This is a genomic window from Pseudomonadota bacterium (assembly GCA_039028935.1).
GTDB lineage: Bacteria > Pseudomonadota > Gammaproteobacteria > Steroidobacterales > SZUA-146 > SZUA-146.
This window is the reverse complement of the sequence record JBCCHD010000013.1, coordinates 49,552-71,590: the sequence shown is the minus strand read 5'-3', so window position 1 is coordinate 71,590 and position 22,039 is coordinate 49,552. Positions and strand designations below refer to the sequence as shown.

Annotated in this window: 16 protein-coding genes; 7 read left to right on the top strand and 9 right to left on the bottom strand. The window is 55.7% G+C overall.

Features of this window, described 5'->3' with window-relative positions:
• Positions 1–51 precede the first annotated feature (51 nt).
• Entirely contained in the window at positions 52–1,005 is a 954-nt protein-coding gene (gene plsX / locus AAF465_08340; GenBank protein ID MEM7082728.1) for a phosphate acyltransferase PlsX, read from the top strand.
• 101 nt (positions 1,006–1,106) lie between these two features.
• On the top strand, positions 1,107–2,072 hold the full coding sequence (locus tag AAF465_08335; GenBank protein ID MEM7082727.1) for a beta-ketoacyl-ACP synthase III: 966 nt from the start codon (positions 1,107–1,109) through the stop codon (positions 2,070–2,072).
• A gap of 87 nt (positions 2,073–2,159) precedes the next feature.
• On the opposite strand, the gene AAF465_08330 is transcribed toward AAF465_08335, so the two are convergent.
• Complete coding sequence (locus tag AAF465_08330; protein MEM7082726.1) at positions 2,160–2,354, bottom strand: hypothetical protein; 195 nt, start codon at positions 2,352–2,354, stop codon at positions 2,160–2,162.
• A 278-nt stretch (positions 2,355–2,632) separates the two neighbouring features.
• Between AAF465_08330 and AAF465_08325 the strand changes: the two genes are divergently transcribed.
• Both AAF465_08325 and AAF465_08320 read left to right on the top strand, forming a co-directional pair.
• Positions 2,633–3,670, top strand: a complete 1,038-nt coding sequence (locus AAF465_08325; protein MEM7082725.1) for an OmpA family protein — start codon at positions 2,633–2,635, stop codon at positions 3,668–3,670.
• A 3-nt stretch (positions 3,671–3,673) separates the two neighbouring features.
• Positions 3,674–5,545 carry a hypothetical protein gene (locus AAF465_08320; protein ID MEM7082724.1) on the top strand — a complete coding sequence of 624 codons (1,872 nt, stop codon included), beginning with the start codon at positions 3,674–3,676 and terminating at the stop codon, positions 5,543–5,545.
• 24 nt (positions 5,546–5,569) lie between these two features.
• Here AAF465_08320 and AAF465_08315 read toward each other — a convergent pair whose 3' ends face one another.
• Both AAF465_08315 and AAF465_08310 read right to left on the bottom strand, forming a co-directional pair.
• Positions 5,570–6,592 (bottom strand): hypothetical protein, encoded by a 1,023-nt coding sequence (locus AAF465_08315; GenBank protein MEM7082723.1) that lies wholly within the window; start codon positions 6,590–6,592, stop codon positions 5,570–5,572.
• Positions 6,593–6,609: 17 nt separating this feature from the next.
• The gene (locus AAF465_08310; GenBank protein MEM7082722.1) at positions 6,610–7,104 is read right to left on the bottom strand and encodes a hypothetical protein; all 495 of its coding nucleotides are present in this window, start codon (positions 7,102–7,104) and stop codon (positions 6,610–6,612) included.
• A gap of 468 nt (positions 7,105–7,572) precedes the next feature.
• Here AAF465_08310 and AAF465_08305 point away from each other — a divergent pair, with 468 nt between their 5' ends.
• The gene (locus AAF465_08305) at positions 7,573–8,529 is read left to right on the top strand and encodes an SGNH/GDSL hydrolase family protein (protein MEM7082721.1); all 957 of its coding nucleotides are present in this window, start codon (positions 7,573–7,575) and stop codon (positions 8,527–8,529) included.
• 61 nt (positions 8,530–8,590) lie between these two features.
• Here the strand turns inward: AAF465_08305 and speB are convergent, their stop codons facing one another.
• The 5 genes from speB to AAF465_08280 all read right to left on the bottom strand — a co-directional run bounded on the left by speB (position 8,591) and on the right by AAF465_08280 (position 17,414).
• Complete coding sequence (gene speB, locus AAF465_08300) at positions 8,591–9,469, bottom strand: agmatinase (GenBank protein ID MEM7082720.1); 879 nt, start codon at positions 9,467–9,469, stop codon at positions 8,591–8,593.
• Positions 9,470–9,489: 20 nt separating this feature from the next.
• Entirely contained in the window at positions 9,490–10,650 is a 1,161-nt protein-coding gene (nspC, locus tag AAF465_08295; protein MEM7082719.1) for a carboxynorspermidine decarboxylase, read from the bottom strand.
• A gap of 6 nt (positions 10,651–10,656) precedes the next feature.
• Positions 10,657–11,865, bottom strand: a complete 1,209-nt coding sequence (locus AAF465_08290) for a saccharopine dehydrogenase family protein (protein ID MEM7082718.1) — start codon at positions 11,863–11,865, stop codon at positions 10,657–10,659.
• Positions 11,866–11,979: 114 nt separating this feature from the next.
• Positions 11,980–13,887 carry a biosynthetic arginine decarboxylase gene (gene speA / locus AAF465_08285; protein MEM7082717.1) on the bottom strand — a complete coding sequence of 636 codons (1,908 nt, stop codon included), beginning with the start codon at positions 13,885–13,887 and terminating at the stop codon, positions 11,980–11,982.
• Positions 13,888–14,273: 386 nt separating this feature from the next.
• Complete coding sequence (locus AAF465_08280; GenBank protein ID MEM7082716.1) at positions 14,274–17,414, bottom strand: thrombospondin type 3 repeat-containing protein; 3,141 nt, start codon at positions 17,412–17,414, stop codon at positions 14,274–14,276.
• Positions 17,415–17,756: 342 nt separating this feature from the next.
• On the opposite strand from AAF465_08280, the gene AAF465_08275 reads away from it, so the two are divergent.
• A complete protein-coding gene (locus tag AAF465_08275) occupies positions 17,757–18,662 on the top strand; it encodes a GGDEF domain-containing protein (GenBank protein ID MEM7082715.1) in 906 nt (301 codons plus the stop codon).
• 171 nt (positions 18,663–18,833) lie between these two features.
• Here the strand turns inward: AAF465_08275 and AAF465_08270 are convergent, their stop codons facing one another.
• Complete coding sequence (locus AAF465_08270; protein ID MEM7082714.1) at positions 18,834–21,341, bottom strand: EAL domain-containing protein; 2,508 nt, start codon at positions 21,339–21,341, stop codon at positions 18,834–18,836.
• A gap of 290 nt (positions 21,342–21,631) precedes the next feature.
• Between AAF465_08270 and AAF465_08265 the strand changes: the two genes are divergently transcribed.
• Positions 21,632–22,039, top strand: a complete 408-nt coding sequence (locus AAF465_08265) for a BlaI/MecI/CopY family transcriptional regulator (protein ID MEM7082713.1) — start codon at positions 21,632–21,634, stop codon at positions 22,037–22,039.

Here is a 22,039-nt window from a genome sequence, read left to right as displayed (position 1 = left end):
GAGTTCAAACGAGTAAGCGCCCGCCCAGAACGATCGATTTTCTTGGCATTTATGCCCACCCCCGTCAGGATTGCGCTGGATATCATGGGCGCGGACTTAGGTCCGCGCGCCGCGCTTGATGGTGCCCGACTGGCGCTGACCCAGCATCCGAATCTCCACTTGATGCTCGTTGGCGACGAGCATGAGCTCAACCAATTCGTGCGAACACACGAAGGGCTCGCATCGCGTGTAACCTGTGTACCGTCTACGACCGTGGTCAGCATGCGTGACGCACCGACCGATGCGTTACGTAACGGCGGCGATTCATCGATGCGTGTGGCGATCGATTGCGTGGCCAATGGCCAAGCGGAAGCCTGCGTCAGTTCCGGCAACACGGGCGCCTTGGTGGCCATGTCGAAGCTTGTGCTCAAAACCATAGAAGGGCTACGCAGACCGGCACTGCTGACGCCGATTCCGTCGATCGATGGCGTCACCATCATGCTCGACGTCGGTGCGAACACAAAATGCAAAGCGCAGACGCTGGCTGAGTTTGCGGTCATGGGCAGCATTGTTGCCACAACCGATTACGACATTGACTCTCCACGCGTTGGACTACTCAATATTGGTGTTGAGGCGGGTAAAGGGCACGAAGTGCTCAACGAGGCCGATGCCATGTTGCGTGCGTCTTCGCTCAATTATGTGGGTTTTTGCGAGGCCAATAATCTGTTTTCTTCCAGCATTGATGTCGCGGTAAGCGATGGTTTCGCGGGCAACATTGCTCTGAAAACGATGGAAGGGTTTTCGCGTTTTGTTGCGTCTCGCGCGGGCTCGACCAGTGCCGGTATGGCCGGCTTGGATCCGCGCGCCCACAACGGCGCTAGCCTGGTTGGATTGCGCCATGTGGTGATCAAGTCGCACGGTGGCGCGGACGCCGTGGCACTCGGTCATGCTTTGGACACTGCAATGACCGAGGCACGTGCCCATGTGCCGCAAAAAATTGCAGAAGGGTTGGCCCGATTGCGTTAATCGAAAACGCGTCAGAGTCGTGAGTTTGGCGTACCCGAAATGCTGGCCAAACGCGGCTAACTCAGGCACGATGCGGTGAAATCTCCTGACGGGTGTGTTCTATGTTCAGCAAAATTGCGGGCACCGGCAGCCAGCTTCCTAAGCGCGTTGTCACCAATGACGAATTGGCCAAATCCGTAGACACGAGCGATGAATGGATCGTCTCTCGCACCGGTATCAAGCAGCGCTATCTGGTGAGCGATGGCGAAACCAATCTTGATCTTGCTGAAGGCGCAGCCCGTAATGCGATGGACATGGCAGGCGTTACCGCAGCGGAAGTCGATCTGATTGTCGTTGGCACGACTACCCCCAACCAAGTGTTTCCCAACATGGGTTGTTTGTTGCAACAACGTCTCGGTGTTTCCGATGCACCGGCGTTCAGTCTTGAAGCCGCCTGCACGAGCTTTATTTACGCGCTATCGGTCGCTGATAAGTTCATCAAAACGGGCGGTGCCCAATGCGCGCTGGTCGTTGGGAGTGAAACGCTTTCTTCGATCGTCGATTGGACTGACCGAAGCACTTGTGTGCTATTTGGCGATGGTGCTGGCGCGGTTGTGCTCAAACCATCGGACCGTCCTGGCATTCGTTCAACGCACATCTCGGCAAATGGGCAGTACAAAGATTTGTTGTTTCTTGAGTCTGGGATTTCAAACGGATTCGATAATCTCAAGAGCGGGCGCGACTTCGTGCAGATGAAAGGCAATGAAGTGTTCAAAGTGGCGGTACGCCGGTTGGGCGGTATTGCTAAGACGGCGCTAGAACACAATAACTTGGCCAAGGAAGATTTGACATGGCTGGTTCCGCACCAAGCCAACATCCGTATTATTCAGGCTGCGGCAAAAATGCTAAATATGCCGATGGAACGTGTGATCCAAACCGTACAGGATCATGGCAACACGTCTGCTGCGTCTGTGCCGTTGGCACTCGACACCGGTGTGCGAGACGGCCGCATTAAGCGCGGTGACACGCTGCTGCTGGAGGCGTTTGGTGGGGGCTTTACCTGGGGCGCCGCGCTACTGGATTTTTAGGGCGCCAGTCTCAAGCCGGCGTGTCAAAGAAGAACGTCGGATTTTTGGTGTCAAATGTGTGAGCGTCGCGGGTGCGACAGCTTGCAGTTAGGCGTCGACCGACGGCACGGGACGCAAGATGCGGCGGTTGCTCGCGCGCACGGTGTCGTCGCGCTGAGGCTTGCGAATCTGTTCTTGCCATACGGCAAATGGGTGCCACTCGGGGTGATTTCCCGTTGGGCTGCTATCGATTTCCGTCTCGAGAGAAAAGTGTTCGGACGCACTTTTTCTATGTTCGTTCATATCCCCCAGCATCCTTGTTATTTAATTATGTAGCGAAGTATAGGGGAGATTTCATTGCAAAACTGTTACCCAGTTCACATTTTGCATAATATGTAGCACAGTCAGTGCGGGCAGGCAGTAATGTGTCTGTATATCAACAACATAGTTAAATCGGACGGAAAGGACGGCAAAACGGTCTCAGATGAATCCATTCGATTCCGCGCAAAAATGATTTAATTCAACCGTTTGGAGGGCCGACAAGGGGTGGTTCTGGCCAACATAAATCGAGTCAAAGACCCATGCGAACGACGCTGTATTGTTTAGTCGCTGTCGCGTTGCTGGCAGCGCTCGCTGTATTGTGTGTACGCCACCACGTTCCGCTCATCGCCGACGATCTTTCCACCCGCGCCCGCCTGGCGCTGAATGATGCCGACCTAAGCGCGATCACTATCGCGCGTGTTGATGGACTGAACGTGGTGCTCACCGGCACCGTGCCCGATACGGCCACCCGAGACCGTGCGCTAGCGGTCGTCAACGACGTTCGCGGTGTCTATGCCGCTATCGACGCACTCGATGTGACCCCCGCCACTGTCTCCGGACCACTTCAGTTTTCGGCATTGGCCGATCGTCAGCAAGTGACTCTAACAGGCATGATCCGCGACAACGCGACGCGCGCCACGATCGTCGGCGCGGCGCGACGCGTGTTCACCGAGCGGCAAGTCATTGATCAACTCACCGTTGTCCCTTCCATCCCCGAAGCGTGGTTGCCGGTGATGCGCGAACTGCTCGATGAACTCGCGCAATTCTCAAGTGGCAAACTCGATATCCGCGGTACGCATCTTTCATTGGTAGGATCGGTTGCCTCGCCAGCGCGACACGCTTCTGCGCGGTCGCGTCTTGAGCGGGTGGCGGGTGACGCCTTTAGTCATCGCCTCGACGTGGCCGTGCTCGCGCCAACCCGTGAATTTATCGATAACTGTCAGGCTTCGTTGAACGCCAAACTCAATCGTGCCGCGATCGGTTTTACCTCGGGCAGTGCGACGCTGTCGGTGGATAGTCATCCGCTGTTGGAAGAACTGGCGGAGATTGTGGCCGGCTGCGACGGACTCGTCGTTGAAATTCAAGGACACACCGATGCCAACGGTGACGATCAGATCAACCTTCGTCTGAGTCAGCAGCGAGCCGAAGCAGTGCGTCAACATCTTATCGACGAGGGCGTCAGCGCCGAGTCGCTAGCCGCGCGAGGATTTGGTGAGAGCCAACCGCGAGCGGATAACCAAACTCTTGACGGTCGTGCGCGGAATCGTCGTATCGAGTTTGTCATCGTGGAGAAATAATCGATGGGTACTTTAGCGTATTTGATGGTGGTTATGTGGGTTTGCTTGGCCACCGCATTCTTGATCGGATTTATCCTGTCGTACTTGTGGCGCCGAGCGCGCTATCGAAAACTCACGGCTGACAATGAGCAAAGCTGGCTTTCGCGTCTGCGACAAACCGAACAAGATCGTGATGCACGGATTGCCAAATTGACGAGCGAGGTCGATGAGCAGCGTCAGCAAATTCCGACGATGGAGCGGTCGCTCGCCGAGCGCAGCGATATTATCAATGCGCACGAAACCAAAATCGACGAGCAAAAGCAGTCAATCGATGCGCTCGAATCGAAGTTACACGAATCACTCACCGCGCAGATCGAAAGCGAAGATCAAAATGGTGCAATCGCGCAGCTGAGGCAAACGCTGGAAGCGCGCGACGCGTCGCTGGCCAATGCGGGACGTGAGCTCGAGCAGCTTCGGGAAAAACACAATGCCACCAATGAGCGGGCTGCAAATGCGGAGCGGACACTGGCGCAAAAGACCAGTGAGTACGAGTCGCGCTTGGACGCGTTGGGTGCGCAAGCCGAGACCGCGTCCGCGAAGGCACAGCGCCTCCAGGCCGTTGAACCCAAAGTGGCGGAGCTCGAAACCGAGCTCTCGGCAGCGAATCGCCGAGTGCAAGAGATGGAGAATGACCATCGTGAGCAGCAATCTCTGTCTGATCGCGCGAACAAACAGATCGAGGAACTGCAGCGCAATGTCGACCATTTAGTGCAGGAGCGCGATGGCTTAAGTGAGCAGATCCAGGCGGCAGAGCGGCATGTCGCGAGCAAAGATGCGGCGGAAAGTGATGCGCTCAACGCAACGATTCGTTCGCTACGAGACGAAGTCGCAGGCCACGTGCAGCGCGCGGCGCAAGCAGAATTACGCAAAAACGAACTGGAACAATCGTTGCGCACACGTACCGATCGTCTTGACGTAGCGGAGCGTGCCTGTGGAGAACTTCGGCAAAAAGTGATTGAACTCGAGTCCGAGTTTGTGCGTGAACGCGATCAGCGTGCGGCGGCCGTTGATGAACGCAACGCGTTGAGTGAGCGTGCGCAAAAAGAGCTGGACGAACTTAATGCGATGCGCCGTGAGCGTGAAGAGTTGTTGCAACAGCTCGACAATCGAAAGGAAGTCGAACGCCGCGCCGAACAACACGCTGACCATTGGCAGAGTGAGCACGACAAGTTAAAGGCGCAATTGGCGAATGAGGCCGGACTGTTGGTGACGTCGCGCAATGAGGCGGATGCGGCTCGAAAGCAGAGCGAGGAGGCCACTGCAGCCGCGGATGAAGCGAAACACCGGATTGTTGAAATGCAAAGGCGCCTCGATCAGGCTGAACATGAGGCCGCCACTCGCGCACGCGAGGACCAACAGCGTTTGGCGCAGCTTGAAGAACAGGCGGGCAAGAGTGAGCGACATGTTGACGAGGTGGCGATGTTGCGACGAACGCTCGAGCAACGTGATGTGGAGTATGCCAAGGAGCATCGCCAACACAGCGAGCAACGCAAGCTGGCAAAAGACTGGCGGCGTCGCTACGAAGCACTAAAAAATGAGTTGTCGACGACGGATGCGCCGCGACCAGCAAAATCGAGTAAAACTGACCAGCCCAAATGGCTCTTGTCGAAGGCGCCTGCTGAGAAAGATGACCTTAAGAAGATTTGGGGTGTGGGACCGGTGATGGAAAAGACTATGAACAAACTCGGTATTTATCTGTTTCGGCAAGTCGCAGCGCTGCGCAAGAAAGATATCGAGTGGGTGGCTTCGCACATTAACACCTTCCCAGATCGTATTAATCGTGACGACTGGGTGGGGCAGGCGGCGGCACTACGCAAAGAGAAATATGGGCGGTAGTAGTTGATCGATATAGCGCGGGCGTTATGGGTCCGGTGTGACGGTCGCGCCTTCAATTGCGGTAATCACAAGCGTGCCATCGATGCGCAGTTGTGTGGTTGAGGGCAATGAAGAACTGATTGTGCCTTCACCAAAAATCGTACTCGAATAAATCGCCGACATGGAAAGACTGCGGGGTTGCGTGTCATTGTTTAGCTGGTAATTGGCGATCTGCATCTCGTTGTCCAAATACCGATCGTCGTTACTGAACAAACAGTTTCCCCACGAAAATTCGAAGGCGTCACCATTGCCAGCCTGGCCTAAACCGTCGCCCGCCGGGTCCGTGGTCCAAACCAATGCGTAAGTGGCCGTAGCGTCTGTGCTGTTTCCGCAGGTTAAGTCCAGGCTATTACCTCGACCCATTGACTCGAGCATATCGATGTTGTCGGTGATGTTTTGCTGTGCCGTCTCACCAAAGCGGCTCATGAGCCATACCGTTTCAAGCACTTGATAGGCCTTGGAGGCAAAGCGTTGATCCAAGTCACGATCCTGGTCGAGATATAACGTTCGGAAATCGTCAAATCCAATGAGTACCGATGTGGCCGTGCCCGTGGCGACGCCGACACCCGTGCTATCAAATGTGATGAGGGTGCTTGTACCGTCACGCAGTAGAGAGAGCTGACCGGCGTCTGGTTGGCGCGCGAGTCCAAAATCGAGTGCGCTGGTTACGTTGACCGAGACGGAGCCGTCGAGCAGATTCTCCCCGTCGTTGGCAATGATCTCTAAATCAAACCCGGTCGATGTGTCGAGGTCGACCGGCACCTCACGCAGCGTAATCCCGGCGTTTCCACCTTTTTCAAACTGCACGCTTAGCGTCAGGTCGGACACCGAGTCCCGCGTGTCGCCGTTTTCAATCGTTATCGCGCCACTGTTGATAACGCTGACGTCAACCAACACCGGTGCAACCGGCTCATCTTCATCTGGGTCATAGCTCTTACTGCCCACGGCGAGCAAGACGGCCGCGAGCCAGAGTACGATTAGCAAAAAAGCCGACAAGCGTGCAGTCATGTAGGGTTGCTCTCCAATTATCTGGGGTGATCGTGGCTGGATCTTACCATTGGATGGCACGCGCTAAAGGCAAAAGCCGCGGCGACCGCAATCGCGACAAGATCGAACCAATCAAACGTGCCGTCTGTCATGTACTCCTGAAAAGGTGATCCAAGGCAGCGGTGGGCAGCGCGACAGAGGTTTTCGACCACCGGATGCTGAACGAATTCCATGGCGACGACGACGATGAGACTGATCGACAGCGCGACGGAACGTCCCCGTCGCCAATCCGCGGTCACGGCCAGGGTCGCGCTGAATAGCGCAAGGGCGTGAAAAAAACTGGGCAGTTGTTGAGAAAGGGGCACGGAGACCGCGTGCGCGCGCAGGGCGGCGAGCGTCGACCCATCGATCCAGGTGGTCCAAAACGGCCCATTAACGCGGCTGATGACGTACACGCTCGCGCCAGCACACAATGCCAGCACGGCGGTGAGGAGCGGAGCGGTGCGCAAAGGGTGCTGGAATAGGCGGCTCATCGGTTCAGTGTAGCGTTTGATGTGATGCGCGAAAAGTCGGCTAACTCTATGAAAAGTATAAATACCAATCGAGTTTCTTGGTCGAGAGCGCGGCGACTGACTCTACGTATGCCGCGCATTGGCGGCCGTCGAGCGTCGTGCTGATCCTGCAACGGTCCCGCACCGCTTCGGCGCCGTCGGTGTCGGGGGAACGGGCCATGGTGTGCGGGATCCACTGCGAGTCGCTTCCGTCTGAAACCAATTGGCGAGATCGGTGGCGCAGGTTATGGAAAATTCAGCCATTCACTTACTTTTTGGTTTACACTCTTGGGCTAAGAATAAACGCGGTGGCGCGTCGCTCACGGTTTCGGTGCAGAGTGTGAAAAACAAGCCACTGTATAATTGTGTTGGCGGGGCGAGTCCAGTTAGATGTTTCCGTTTCGCCGGCAATCCGAAACCAAACGGTTTCACTTTTTCGTCGGAGGGGTTATGCAATTTGTTTCTTCACTACGCCGCGCCAGTGCGGCGGCGCTGCTTGTCGTTGGCTTGGCATTTTCAGGTGCCGCGCAGGCCAGCAGCTACAGCAGTTTAGTCGTGTTTGGCGACAGCCTATCGGATTCGGGCAACATCTTTGATTTGTTCGGTGGCGCATTTGGGCCCAATCCGCCCTACGCCGACAGTCGCTTCACCAGTAACTTTACGGACGGATCGGCCGGTCTCGTGTGGGTCGAGCAAATGGCGAACTTAATGGGTCTGCCGCTCGATAATTCCGTGGCAGGTGGCAGCAACTATGCATTTGGTGGTGCGCGCGCGACCGAAGATCCCGGTGATCTGATCCCGTCACTGTCTGACCAGCTCGGATTCTACTTCACCGACACGGGTGGTTCTGCCGATTCGAACGCACTGTATGTCGTATTTGGTGGTGGTAACGATGTGCGCGATAACGACGCGGGTTCCTCAGCCGCTAGCATCGCACAAATCATCACCGATCTGGCCGCGGCCGGCGCCACTAATTTCTTTGTGCCCAATTTGCCTGACATCGGCCTCACTCCTGAGGCGCTGAGTGGCGGTGCGCCAGGCGGTTCATCCGCAGTCATTTCGGCAGCGGCTGCCCAGCACAATGCTGACCTTGCCATGGAGATTGCCAATCTTGAAGCCACGCTGGGTGTCAACATCATTTCATTTGATCTGTTCGGTCTGTTTAACGATGTGATTTCAGATCCATCGGCGTTTGGTATCAGTAACGTCACAGACGCGTGCATCAACACGGCTTGCCTCGACCCGGATTCGTATCTCTTCTTTGACGGCATCCACCCAACGGCCGCTACACATGCGGTGATCGGTCAGCTGGCGTTTGACGCATTAAGCGTGCCGATTCCAGCGGCGCTTCCGTTGTTCCTGACGGCGCTTGGACTGTTTGGGTTTGGCCGACGTCGCACCGCGTAACACGCACTTCTCTTGTCAAAAAAAGCCCCGCGTTGCGGGGCTTTTTTTTGCGTGCACTGGGTTAGTTTTGGCTCGCTTGTCGCTGAATGATGCCCATCAATTTATACACGAGTTGCGCGGCTGAAAATTCATAGGCATGAAAGCCCTGGATAGGGGCAAACTCCATCAAATCGAAACCGATCACTCGGCGCTGATTGACTACTGACTCAAACAACGAGAGCGTTTGGTACCAACCCAGTCCGCCGGGCACGGGCGTCCCGGTTGAAGGAAAAACCGATGGGTCCATGCCATCGATATCCAGGGTGAAAAACACGTTTTGAGGAAAGTCATCCGGCAGAGCAATGTGGGTAATGTGGTTGGGCACTAGTTCATCCGCATCTTGATAGCGCACGCCGTGTGCTTTTCGCGTCTCAATTTCTTCTTGGCAGTAGGCGCGGACGCCCAATTGGTAAAGTGGGATGTTCAAATCAACCAGGCGTTTCATGACCGATGCGTGACTGAGCGGATTGTCCTCGTACGCATCGCGTAGATCCGCATGGGCGTCGATTTGCACCACGCCGATATCGGTCATGCCGGCTGCGATGAGTCCTCGAATGACGCCAAATGTGACGCTGTGTTCACCACCAATGGCAATGGGGAGATGGCCCGCGGCCGCTATGGGTTTGATGGCATCTTCGATCGCCTGCATGACCGTTTCATTGTCGCCGGTGGTGTCGACGGGGTCATGAGTGAAGATACCGAGTTCGCTTGGATCGCTTTTTCCGTCCCACGTCTCGAGTTGCCACGATGCGTCGAGTATCGCAGAGGGGCCCAATGCGGTGCCGCTGCCATAGGAGACAGACGCTTCAAACGGTACGGGCACAATGTGAAACAGCGCATCGCCAAACGCAGGCTGTTGAATCTCAGAGCCAAGAAAGGGGGGATAGGTCAGCGTGCTCATGGGTTGATCCTTGTGCGCAGTCAGCTCAGACGGGTTTTGAAATCGGTGTAGCCAAATTCTCGAACTACGCGCGTGTGCCCCAAATCGGAATTCCAAATGGCGATGGCTGGAAGATTAATGCCATTGAAGGTCGATGTTTTCACCATGGTGTAGTGACTCATGTCATCGAACATTAGACGTTGACCACGTGTCAACGGTTGGTCGAAGCTGTAGTCACCCATCACATCGCCTGCCAAACAGGTCTGACCGCCTAAACGATAGGTGTGTGCCTTAACGTCAGCGGGAGCGGCGCCGAAAATGTCTGCTCGATACGGCATCTCAAGTGTGTCGGGCATATGGCAGGTGGCAGACGTATCAAGAATCGCGATGGGCATTTCGTTATGTACGATGTCCAGTACGGAACTCACAAGGACACCGGTATTGACTGCAATCGCTTCTCCTGGCTCGATATAAACCTGCACGTCGTACTGCGAACGCAATGCGTTAAGTCGATGAATCAGCCCGTCTAAATCATAGCCGGGTTGCGTAATGTGGTGACCACCCCCCAAATTAATCCACTCGAGTTCATGCAGGACCTCACCGAGCCGCGTTTCGATGACATCCAGTGTCCGCGCCAGCGGGGCAAAACCCTGTTCACATAGCGTGTGAAAATGCAGGCCGGCCACTGGGAGTGACGACAGCGGCGTCACGTCAAATTCGGTAATCGGAATGCCAAGTCGCGAGCCGGGTGCACAAGGGTCGTAAAGCGCATGTGTGCCTTCGGAATGCAGAGGGTTTACGCGTAATCCAACACTTGGACTGCCCGCTGCGCGGAGCTGGGGCTCAAATCGATGTAGCTGATGCAGAGAGTTAAACACAATATGGTGAGCCAACGCTTTTACCTCGGTAAAATCAGCATCACTAAAGGCTGCGCAATAAACGTGGTTTTCGCCGCCAAACTCCTCGGCCCCCAGTCGCGCTTCGTGGAGGCCGCTCGCACAGGTGCCGTGCAAATAGCGGCGCACGAGCGGCGCAAGCGCAAACATTGAAAACGCCTTAAGCGCGAGCAAACAGCGCGCTCCGGTTGCGTCGCACACGGTTTTGAGAATGTTAAGATTGTGCTCGACGGCGACCTCGTCCACGACATAGCACGGTGACGGGCAGTCGCGTGGGTCGTAGGCCGAAAAGGTGTGACTGTTCACGACCGTTTAGTCGAGGTCGAACTGAGCCGGCTGCATAATCGACCACGGCAAGCCATACGCATTCATGTCGTGCATAAAAGGATCAGGATCGCACTGTTCCATATTCCACACGCCGGGACGGCGCCACTGACCTTCGAGAATCATTTTGGCGCCAATCATCGCCGGTACCCCAGTTGTGTAGGAGATGGCCTGTGAACCCACCTCTTGGTAACAGTCTTGATGATCCTTTACGTTGTATAGATAGGCGGCCGTGTCACGCCCGTCCTTTGTGCCGGTTACGTAGCAGCCGATACAGGTTTTCCCTTTTGTCCGGGAACCAAGCGTGGACGGATCGGGTAGCAGCGTTTTAAGAAACTGGATTGGGACGATGGGTCTACCTTCGTAGAGCACCGGTTCAATGCCGGTCATGCCCACATTGCCCAGCACCTCCAAATGTTTGAGATAGCTGTCACCGAAACTCATCCAGAACTGCGCCCGCTGCAAGGACGGGAAGTGCTTGGTGAGCGATTCGAGTTCTTCATGATACATGCGATAAATCGTGTAGGTGCCAACGTCTTCGGGGCACGTAAACGACACGTGCTTGGACATGGCAGGCGACGTATGAAATGCACCATTTTCAAAATGGCGACATTCGGCGGTGACTTCTCGAATATTAATCTCGGGATTAAAGTTAGTCGCGAATGGGTAGCCGTGATCGCCGCCATTCACGTCGATTATGTCGAGGGTGTGAATCTCATCGAACGTGTGTTTGGCCAGATAGGCGGTAAACATGTTGGTGGCGCCCGGATCGAATCCGCTGCCGAGCAACGCCGTTAACCCAGCCTGTTGGAAGCGCTCCTGGTACGCCCACTGCCATTTATACTCAAACTTTGCCGTATCGAGTGGTTCGTAGTTAGCGGTATCGAGATAGTGAACGCCCGTTTCAAGGCACGCGTCCATAATGGTTAAGTCTTGGTAGGGTAGGGCGACATTGATGACCAGCTTGGGTTTCACCGCGTTAATTAATGTCACCAATTCCGGCACATTGTCGGCGTCAACTTGCGCCGTATCGATATGCACGCCAAGTTTGTCATTGACCTGTTTTGCGATGGCCTTGCATTTCGACTCGGTGCGACTGGCGAGCACGATAGATGAAAACACGTGTGGCACCATCGCGCATTTGAAGGCGACCACCTGGCCGACACCGCCGGCGCCTATAATGAGTACATCGGTCATGAACTTCTCACTTTTTATCAATGACGAATGCCATCAAGGCTGTCCGTCTGTGTCGAACCGTACGCAGCCGCACGGGGCGTGTTCGAGTGGGCAAAAAGACTGGCGCTGCGCGGGTCATTGAGCGTCTCGTTCGTAATAGGTGTAACCCTGCAAACTGTCGTTGAACGTATTTAGGATCACTTGGCGCTCCTTGGCTGTGATTCGCCCACTGCGCACTGCGCGTTCGGCTATATTGCGATATTTTAGCAGTAGCTCTTTTGGGTTGTATTCGACGTAACTCAGTACGTCTTTAATCGTATCGCCGTGAATTTCCTTCACAAACTCGAAGGTGCCTTCGCCAGTAATGCGTACGCTCACTACGTTGGTGTCGCCAAACAGATTATGCAGGTCGCCCAGTGTTTCCTGATAGGCGCCGATGAGAAATACGCCCAAATAGTACTCTTCACCTTCCTTTAAGCTATGCACCGGCAGCACGCTGGCCGTGTCGCTATCGCCGATAAATGCATCGATCTTGCCGTCGCTGTCACACGTAATATCGGCGAGCACCGCTTTGCGATCTGGGCGTTCATGTAGACGGTGAATAGGCATAATGGGGAACAGTTGCTCAATTGCCCATACGTCGGGTAGCGATTGGAATAGGCTAAAGTTTCCATAGTAAATGTCGGCTAGGCTGTTGCCGAGGTCTTCCAGATCGGTTGGCACACGTTCCATAGTGGCGGTAATCGCCGCGACATTCTGCAGGACATCAAAGAACAAATTTTCGGCGCACGCGCGTTCGCGCAGATCGACTTGACCGTGACGAAATAGCTCTCGTATTTCGTCACGATAGTAATGCGCATCATTGAAACTCTCTTGCACTGTGTCAACCGACAGGTCACGGAGCACATTGCGTAACTTCAGCACTGTTGGATGCTCTTCATCATGCGACGCGGTATGGCTGAGCGCTTCAAACCGGGTGGTGTCGAGCACGTTAAATAACAGTACCGATGAATAGGCGATCGTTGCGCGACCCGACTCCGTTACGATCGTAGGATGGGCGATGCCGTGTTGATCGAACGACGTCTTCAGCGTGTCGACAATATCGGTGCAGTACTGCTCCAGCGTGTAATTACGGCTCTGATCGTCATTGCTCGCCCAGCCCGTATAGTCTACCGCCAGTCCGCCACCCAAATCGATATGATCGAGTGCGGCACCTTCTCTGACTAAGTCGGCGTAAAAGCGACACGCTTCGGTAATGCCTGCTCGAATTTCCTGGATATTCGGAATCTGCGAGCCCAAGTGGCAGTGTAGTAACTTCAGACAATGGAGTTTGTTGGCTTGCTTGAGCGCATCGACGACGTGGATAAGCTGTGCCGTCGAAAGCCCGAATTTGCTTCGGTCACCACTCGACTTGTTCCAATGGCCGCTGACATGCGTTGTCATTTTGACTCGCACGCCGATCATGGGCTCCACATTCAGTTCGTCGCTGCGTCGCAGAATGATCGGCAGTTCTGTCGGCGTTTCCAGTACGAAAAAACACCGGTAGCCCAGCTTCATTGCCTGCAGTCCGAGCTCAATGAACTCTTCATCTTTATAGCCGTTGCAAATGATTAGGCTATCGGGCGCCTGTAGCGTGGCCAGTGCGACGATCATTTCCGGTTTACTACCGACCTCGAATCCATGCTGATAGCGCGCACCAAAGTCGGCAATTTCCTCGATCACCTGGGCCTGTTGATTGACCTTAATCGGGTATACACCGCGGTAGGGACGGTTGTAGCCCAATTCTTCTATTGCGGCCTTGAAGGCCTCATTGAGGCGAAAGATCTGGGCATCCAGATGATTCTCGATACGCAACAGCACGGGCATCTGCAAATCGCGTTCGATCATGCCCTCAACCATCTCGCTCAAGCGCGTTGAGGCATGCAGCGTGCGGGCACATACGTGCCCCTGCGCGTCGATCGAGAAGTAATCGTTGGCCCAACGTTCGATGCCATACAGTTCGGCGGCGTCGTTTGCTGTCCAGTGTGTCGCTGAATCGGTCAAAAGCTGTCCCTACGATTAAACGGTATAAGGCGCGTATGGCGTCATCGCACACCGCGTTCCTGCGCTGAAAAATGGATAGGGCGTGTCCGGCCCAGCCCGTGAACGCTGGGCCTATCGGTGCTCAACGTCGGGCCGACATAGTATCTGTGTCGTCGCGTTCAAGCCAGTGGGCACAGGCGTCTGAGCGTCGTGTCCTCATTCGAGCACGACCTGCGGTGTTGGCCGGTGGTCGAGCGGCGCGGATGGATGCGTTGTCGACATGGCGCGGCGACGTTGAGCGGCGCGCGATCGGTTTACGCTACCGAGTGTAACAATGGGGCCCGAAAATGGGCCCCATCGCATGCATCGTCTAATCGGACTCCGACGGAGCGGGGTCGACTCGAGGGTTAGTTGATGGCACTGGGTCCGGGTGTGCCGAGGAACTGGGCGCCAAATAACGCGACATCAAGGAAATTGACGGCGCCATCGCCATTGAGATCCGCGTCCAGCTCACCCGTTTGGAAAATCTCGTTTTGCAACAATGCCAGATCGAGGAAATTCACCACATTATTATTGTCCAAGTCGGCGTCGCACTGATTACCGAAGCCATCGCCGTTCGTGTCGAGCTGGCTGGCATTGCCGCTCGTCGTGCAGTTGTCGCACGCGTCGCCAATGCCATCGCCATCGCCGTCCGTTTGCGCTGCGTTGGCGTTAGCGGGGCAATTGTCGGTCGCATCGAGCACACCGTCTAGATCGCGGTCAATGCCAGCACGCGTCGCGTAGCCGGGTGGAAGCGCGGTGTAGGTGAGTCGGTCGTCGGCGCTTTGCAGCTGATCACGCAGTGCGGTTGCGCTGATGGCGACGCCACCACTATCGGGTAGAAAGGTGCCGTCGGCTTGACGAGCATAGCGCACGGTGATGCCGTTAATCGCGCCATGTACGACTATATCCGCTTCGGTGGTCGTGCCGCCGAGAATCTCCGACACAAACGTGGCCCCAGCCCGAGCGAGCAGTATATCGACGCGCGCTAACGCGTCAGCATTGCTCGTACTGGTGAGCGTCATTTGTTGGCCGACAATGGGTGCGAGGTCGGTATCAAAGGCCATCATATAGTCGACCATATCACTTCGCGACTGGTCGTTTTCAAATCCGACCGTGTTGTTGACCGCGCTTTGAAACACGGTGGCACTGAAGAAACGAAACAACGTGTCGGTGCTGCCGTCATGCAAAAAGCCGGTGCCTCGCACCTGATCGCCCTGGTGGCTGGTATCGGCCGGCCGGAAAAAATCGGCCTGTGGCATACCGAACATACCGACCTTGTGATACATGTTGCGCAAATGAGGAATCTTGAAAATTTGTTCTTCACCCTCAAAACTTGCCGCGGTTGACGTGCCGAATCGTCCGAGTGCCGGATTGAGCTCGTGGCAGCCGTCGCACGTAAACCCATCTTGTTCGCCCGTAAAATCAAACGGCGCGCCGTCGGAGCGACGCGTGCCAAGATAAAAATTCTGTCCGGCCTGTTCGTTCGCGTTGAGTGTATTGTCCAGGGCGCGAACCGGGTTGGGCGGGAGTATCATCGCCAGCGCAAAGTTGGTGAACTTGGTCATATCCGCCACCTCGAGTGGCGTCTCTCGACCCAGCAGCCCCGGAAACGCAACGTTGAAATTGAGGAACGAGATCACTTCATTCGTGGCATCGGTGCCAAACACCCCCACCGCGCGATCGCCGCGCCAATGCATCGCACCTGAGTTGGACATGCCGCGCAGAGTTTGCGTGGTCATTGGCCCTTTCATGGGGTGAAGCTGATTCATACTGCCGGTGCCATTGATCGAGGGTGACGCTTGATTCAGCAACTCAACCAGAGCCTGCAGATTGACTTGTGCGGGGTTATCGATCACTTCGTCGTCGGGATTACCCAGATCCCACGCGAGGCCGTCCATATCGCCAAACAAGTGGCAGCTTGCGCAGGCGGCTTCGCCATTTGAAGAGCTCAAGCCACCTTCGTACAAAAAGGGTCGGCCTTCGATAACGGCTGCTGGTTCGGGATTGTGCAGAGCACGCTGCGCAATGGTGTTGCCACTGGCCAAATCGATCGCGACCACTGCGTTCTCATAGCGAGATGTGACGTAGAGTCGGTTGCGTCCCTCGTCGAGCACAACGCCTGACGGACCGCCGGGCACATCAAGATAGTTGCTGCTGGCAGTAGTGGGATCGAAGGTGCCATCAACCAGCGAGCTGGTGTCAAACACACCGATTTTGGACGAGCCAAATGCCGCCAGATAGAGCTTGGTACCGTCGGCGCTGAACACCATCTCGGTGGGGGTTGCCAGCGAATGCATTGCCGTACCCGCTGGAGCCGGGAGCACCGAGTAATCGATATGGCTGTTTAAATGACGAGTGATCATGCCCGTGGAGGTCAGTAGGGTGATGCGCGATTGCGCCAAATTTCCCTGCACGGTTGATCCGCCAAACACGCCCGAGCCCTCGAAGCGCACTTCATTGATCGCTTCGGTGTTGCTGACATAGACGTCACCGTTGACTGGATTGACCGCCATGTTAAACAAGTTCGTGCCGACACCCGAGTGGCTATTGGTTTCTTCGAGCGTCGACGCATCGATTTCAAACACATCGTAGTCGGGCAAGGTGAAGCGAATACCATTGCTCCAGTTGCGATCGAGTTCGTCACGCCATTCGCCGCTGGCCGGGTCGTACTTTACAATGAGGCTCGTTTCCGGAGCGTTGTCGCCGTGGACATCTGTGCTCGGGCCGGGCATGCCGCCGGGCATTTGTCCGCCGGCTAGGCCGTTTGGTGACGTAATGCCGTCACCATTACAGGGTGACGCGCCAAAGCCATTGCACACGACGCCTTCATTCACGACCGCGGTTTGGTTTCCGGACATGAACACAGCGGCGTATACGGTGTTGCCATCGGGACTGACCGCGAGCGCTCGCGGCGAATCACCAAACAACTCGACGATTTCGAGCGGCAGGCCGCCCAGCGCTGTGCCTGGATTCAGTGCATCAAACACCCACACATCCGCGCGCGGTATGCTCGCTGTCGTGAGCTGTGGGTCGCCAGCACCGTCTACTGCGGCAATCGACGGATGGGTGCGGTGCTGTCCGCGGTGCGCGGTGGTAATAAACGCGCGATTGTTTCCGCTGAAGACCAAATCCCGTGGTTCGTCTCCCACCAGCAGCGTTTGGCGCACGCGGGGTGAGCCGCTAAGGTCGACGATGCTGACACTGTCGGAGAGATGGTTGACCACCCACAGTTCCGTGTTGGTCCGAAACACAGCGGTCACGGGCTCCATGCCGACCGGCACCGAGCGTGTGTGTACCAGACCGTCGGTGCGCAATGAAAACAGCTCAACATGATTGTCGGAGGTGTTGACCACCGCAAGTGTCGTCCCATCGGGCGACATCGACATGGGTCGCACATGACCGCTTTCGAAATGAAGATACGCGTCTTGCGCGTACGTCGAACCTGAAAAAACGATCGTCACCATCACCCACACGATCAACGCGCCCTTCAATAGCCAAAGCTGCATGGCATACCCCCTGCGGTAGTCTGCATCGAACTGATTGTCGCCCTGGTGATCAGCCGGCTAGGTTGTTTTTTTAATAGAGGCGGTGTTGACCGCTCTGAGCCTTTTGCTGACACCGTTGTCAGTGTATCGCACTTTCGCTTCTCATCGTGGCTCGTGGCGCTCAAAAGAACGTGGACGGCTGAATTTACTTGCTTTTCGTCGCAAATATTTACGTCGCCGCTAGCGCTTCGACGCATTTTCGACGAGAATCGGTGCTTGCGTATTATGTTACATAACAGACTGTACACGGACCCTCACCGTCGCGGTACACTCGCTGCCATTGAATGGTGGGTTGGAGACGCTATGTCACGGCCAGATTTTACACGCTCGGATCCGGATGATCGCACTGTTGTCGCAGTGCGACCGACGCATTTCACCCATCTGGGTGATAATCGCCCGTACCTCAGTGTGGTCCATCCGCGTGAGAAAGCCGGGCGTTATGCCATTACGCCCAATGGTCTGGTGATTGGTCGCGGTCGTCATGTGGATGTGCAGCTGGAAGGGTCGCAGGTGTCACGGCAGCACTGCCGGGTGAGACTCACCGACAGCGGCATCATCGCGGAAGATCTGGGCTCTACCAACGGCACTCACGTCAATGGCGACGCGATTTCAAGTTGCGTATTGGATCCTTCGGCGCGAATGAAAATAGGTAATTTCTTGCTCCGCGTGGAATACCGTGCGCGCGTCGAGATTCACGCTGAAAAACAGCTGGAAGCGGCTGCGCTTACCGACGAACTGACCGGGCTCCATAACCGTCGTTGGTTTTTCGGCAAGAGCGCGTCGGTGCTGGCATCAATGCGCGAATCAGATCAGCCGCTGACGATGGTGATGATCGATATCGATCACTTCAAACTCATTAACGACAACCTCGGTCATGCTGCCGGTGATCATGTATTACGAGAAGTGGCGAACACCCTGTCGGCGCAGCGTCGTGAGAAGGATCTACTCGCACGTTTTGGCGGCGAGGAGTTCGTAATGTTGCTCACGAATACGGGCGCTACCGATGCACTGGTGTTCTGCGATCGCCTCTGCGAAGCGGTGGCAAAAACCACGATCATGCACAACGGCAAGCCGCTTCATGCTCAGGTGTCCGTCGGCACCTGGACACAGCCTGGCAATCGCATCTCCTCGGTCGAACAGGCGATCGGTGGCGCTGATTCGGCGATGTATCGTGCCAAGCGCGCGGGTCGCAATCGCGTGAGTGACTGACCGACTGCGTCGACTCGATCCCGGGGAATACGCCGTCGGTTCAGCACAGATCGAACCGTTCGCCTCGTCCTGTTAAGCGTTTGCGAGCCAGCACGGGCATTAACGCAGCGGCGGCACGCGCTCGCTACGGTTACGGTGTTCGAATGTGGGAGTGGGACGTAGGAGCGTGCCCTACGATTTGGCTGAGCGCCGATCGGCCAAGGCGCTCATCTGCTCGGCCATGGGTTCCGGCTTGTGAATATGGAACCCCTGTGCAAAATCAACGCCGAGTTGTTTCAGACAGCGCTGCGTATCCTCATCTTCAACGTACTCAGCGATGGTCTGTTTGCCCATGGCGTGACCGATGTCGTTAATCGACCCCACCAACGCGCGGTCAATGGAGTCGTCATTAATGTGCTTGACGAACATGCCATCGATTTTGACGATGTCGACTTCGAGATTTTTCAGGTACGCGAATGACGACACACCACTGCCAAAATCATCGAGCGCAAAACGGCAGCCGAGTGCTTTAAGGCTGGCGATAAACTCGGTGGCCGCGTCGATATTTTCAATGACGCCGTTTTCGGTGATTTCAAAGCAGAGTTTTTGCGCGGTGGCGTGGCGGCCTTCCAGCATCTGTATGAGACTGGCTTGAAATTCTTTATCGGTGACCGACTGCGCCGACAGATTGACACAGATAAAGTTGAGATCGTCAAGTTGCTCAAGATGTTCGTCGAAATACCGAACGACACGTTCGCATACCCAGTGATCCAGGCGGGTCGCGATATGGTAGTTCTCCGCGGCTCGAATAAAGCGCTCGGGCAAAATGACATCGCCTTGATAATCCTTGAGTCGCAAAAGCACTTCGATTGAGTGCCCTCGCGATAGATCACCATCAAGCGGATGGATAAGTTGGCTATATACTTCGAAGCCGTCGTCGTCGAGCGCGGATTGGAGTCGCGCAATCCAGCTCATTTCGCCGTGTCGGCGGGTGATTTCGTCGTCGTCCTCTTCGGTGGAGCAGTACACGCGGTTTCGGCCCAGGTCTTTCGCCGCGAAACAGGCCGTGTCAGCAACACTCAGTACGTGTTCAGCGCTCTCGCTGCGCGAGTTGATGGCGACCATGCCGACACTCGCGGTGATCCTAAAGTTGTTTTCGCCCCATTTGAAACGTTGACTGGCCAGATATTGGTTGATTTCTTCGGCTCGTCGCCGCGCGTTGTCAATGTCGCAGCGATGGAAAAGAATGCCAAACTCATCACCACCCAGACGCGCCAGCATGTCCTCTTCTCGAAGATACTTCGACAGCATGTGTCCGACCCGGCGGAGCATCTGATCGCCGGCGCTGTGGCCACACGTATCGTTAATAATTTTGAACTGGTCGACGTCGATGTAGCACAACACGTGCTCCCATTGATGTTCTTTGGCCGATTTGAGCGCATCGCTCAGGCACTGCTCAAAGTTGCTGCGATTCGCCAGTCCGGTCAGCAGGTCATAGCGGCTTTGATACTCTAGCTGATCGGAGAGCGCGCGGGCTTCGGTGATGTCCTCACAAACGGCCAGCACGCCCGATCGTTGACCCTTGCCGGTTGCACGCGCCGCCACACGTACCCAGAGGGGGGTTTCATCCGCACGCAACAAGCAAGTTTCCCAATGACGGACTTCACCATTGGCGTTGACACAATCGTTGAAACGCTCACGCATGGCGCTACGTTGGGATGGCAGGTGAAGCCGGTGGGCCTTTTGTCCGATTAACTCTTCTGGGCGATAGCCGAGGTGTTCAGCGCCATAGCGATTGACCGACAGAATGATGCCGTCGCCATCCATGCTGAAAAACATCGATGGGTTCTGGTCGTAGAGCATGCTGAGCTGTTTTTCGCTCACCTGTTGCGCTTCGATTGCCAAACGCGACTCCGACACATCTTGTAGGACGCCGCGCACGCGGGGTGGTGAACGTTTGCCAGCCGGAATGCGACGCCCGGCGATGCGCAGCCAGCGTAATTCGCCACTGGCGGTGCGGATGCGAAACTCAAAGGTGTACCGGTCGGAGTTGTCGTTGTCGGCACCCGCTAATTCATCAAATTGAGGCCAGTCGTCAGTGAACACGTTCTCTTTGAGAAATTCGCCGCGGCGTAACCAATCCGCCGTTGGGTATCCCAACAGGCTCTCGATTTGACGGTCGATGTGTTTGACGTTCCAGCCGGGCAGCTCAAACTCAAAGGCGATGGCTTCGGTGTCGCGCACCATTTCTTGATGGCGCCGGATTTGCGCTTGAAGTGTACGCTGTAGACTTTTGACCGCCGTGGCGTCGCGAATGGCGAGCACGATGAGCTCAGGTTGCTCGGGATCTCGGCGTCCATGAATGTGCAGCCAACGTTCATCCTGATCAGCGATGAGGCGAGCCTGCGTTTCAAATGAGGTCTGTTCACGGTCGTTCAACGCGGTTGCGAAAAACTCTTGGTCGTGAACGTGAAGGTGACGGACAAACGAATCGGCGTCGGTGAGTGCTTGGGGTGGCAACCAGTCGGGTTGCGTGGGCACCCAATGCCCGATTTCCAGTTCGCTGTTCCAGTGCCAGGTGGCCACTCGCATCTCGTCCATCAGGTCTTCGGTCACTGAATTTTGGGTGCAAGTTTCTTGCACACTCGGCGAATCGCGGCCGTCAATGACACTCAAGATGCGGTTGTTATTGTCTTTCATGCAGTCTCGTCTGAACTGGTTTTACTTTCCGAATGCGTCTCCTTAACTACTGTGCCGGAAAAGGCACGGCTCCGGTTGCGTCCATGATGCCACAGCGATGGGTGAATTGCAGATGAAAAACCCCTGATTTGACGTAAAAAACCCGTGTTCGTCCGACGGGAATCGGGTTCTGGGCGACAAATAAAAATCAATCACTTAGATGGCTCTTTAAGTCCGGTTTCTATCTACGTAGACTTTCGTTAATAATCGGAGTAGGTTGGGAGTTTGAATCGGTAAGATCGAGAAGCATGATGACAAACCTCAATGAGCCGCTGGCACCGAAGCCGACTCCCGCTGAACTGGTCATTCTGGGCGTGCTGTGGGATCACGGACCCGCGACGGTCAGAGCGGTGCATGAAGCGATGCCGGGCAACAACGCGAGCGGTTACACCACCATTTTGAAGTTGCTCCAGATCATGCATCGCAAAGGGTTGGTCGTGCGGGATGACTCGCGGCGTGCCCACGTCTATCGACCCGTCTCGAGTCGGGTGAGCGTGCAGAATCAACTCACATCCGATCTGGTGCAGCGCGCCTTCGACGGCTCGGCGTCAAAATTGGTGGTTCAGGCACTGGGTTCGGCGCAGTCCGCCAGTCGAGAAGAGCTCGATAAGATTCGGTCCTTGCTCGATCAACTCGAGGCGCAAAACGCCGAGTCTTAA

Coding starts and splice junctions, on each gene's coding strand:
- plsX (MEM7082728.1), top strand. CDS start 52: ATGCCCACCCCCGTCAGGATTGCGCTGGATATCATGGGCGCGGACTTA.
- AAF465_08335 (MEM7082727.1), top strand. CDS start 1,107: ATGTTCAGCAAAATTGCGGGCACCGGCAGCCAGCTTCCTAAGCGCGTT.
- AAF465_08330 (MEM7082726.1), bottom strand. CDS start 2,354: ATGAACGAACATAGAAAAAGTGCGTCCGAACACTTTTCTCTCGAGACG.
- AAF465_08325 (MEM7082725.1), top strand. CDS start 2,633: ATGCGAACGACGCTGTATTGTTTAGTCGCTGTCGCGTTGCTGGCAGCG.
- AAF465_08320 (MEM7082724.1), top strand. CDS start 3,674: ATGGGTACTTTAGCGTATTTGATGGTGGTTATGTGGGTTTGCTTGGCC.
- AAF465_08315 (MEM7082723.1), bottom strand. CDS start 6,592: ATGACTGCACGCTTGTCGGCTTTTTTGCTAATCGTACTCTGGCTCGCG.
- AAF465_08310 (MEM7082722.1), bottom strand. CDS start 7,104: ATGAGCCGCCTATTCCAGCACCCTTTGCGCACCGCTCCGCTCCTCACC.
- AAF465_08305 (MEM7082721.1), top strand. CDS start 7,573: ATGCAATTTGTTTCTTCACTACGCCGCGCCAGTGCGGCGGCGCTGCTT.
- speB (MEM7082720.1), bottom strand. CDS start 9,469: ATGAGCACGCTGACCTATCCCCCCTTTCTTGGCTCTGAGATTCAACAG.
- AAF465_08290 (MEM7082718.1), bottom strand. CDS start 11,865: ATGACCGATGTACTCATTATAGGCGCCGGCGGTGTCGGCCAGGTGGTC.
- AAF465_08280 (MEM7082716.1), bottom strand. CDS start 17,414: ATGCAGCTTTGGCTATTGAAGGGCGCGTTGATCGTGTGGGTGATGGTG.
- AAF465_08275 (MEM7082715.1), top strand. CDS start 17,757: ATGTCACGGCCAGATTTTACACGCTCGGATCCGGATGATCGCACTGTT.
- AAF465_08270 (MEM7082714.1), bottom strand. CDS start 21,341: ATGAAAGACAATAACAACCGCATCTTGAGTGTCATTGACGGCCGCGAT.
- AAF465_08265 (MEM7082713.1), top strand. CDS start 21,632: ATGACAAACCTCAATGAGCCGCTGGCACCGAAGCCGACTCCCGCTGAA.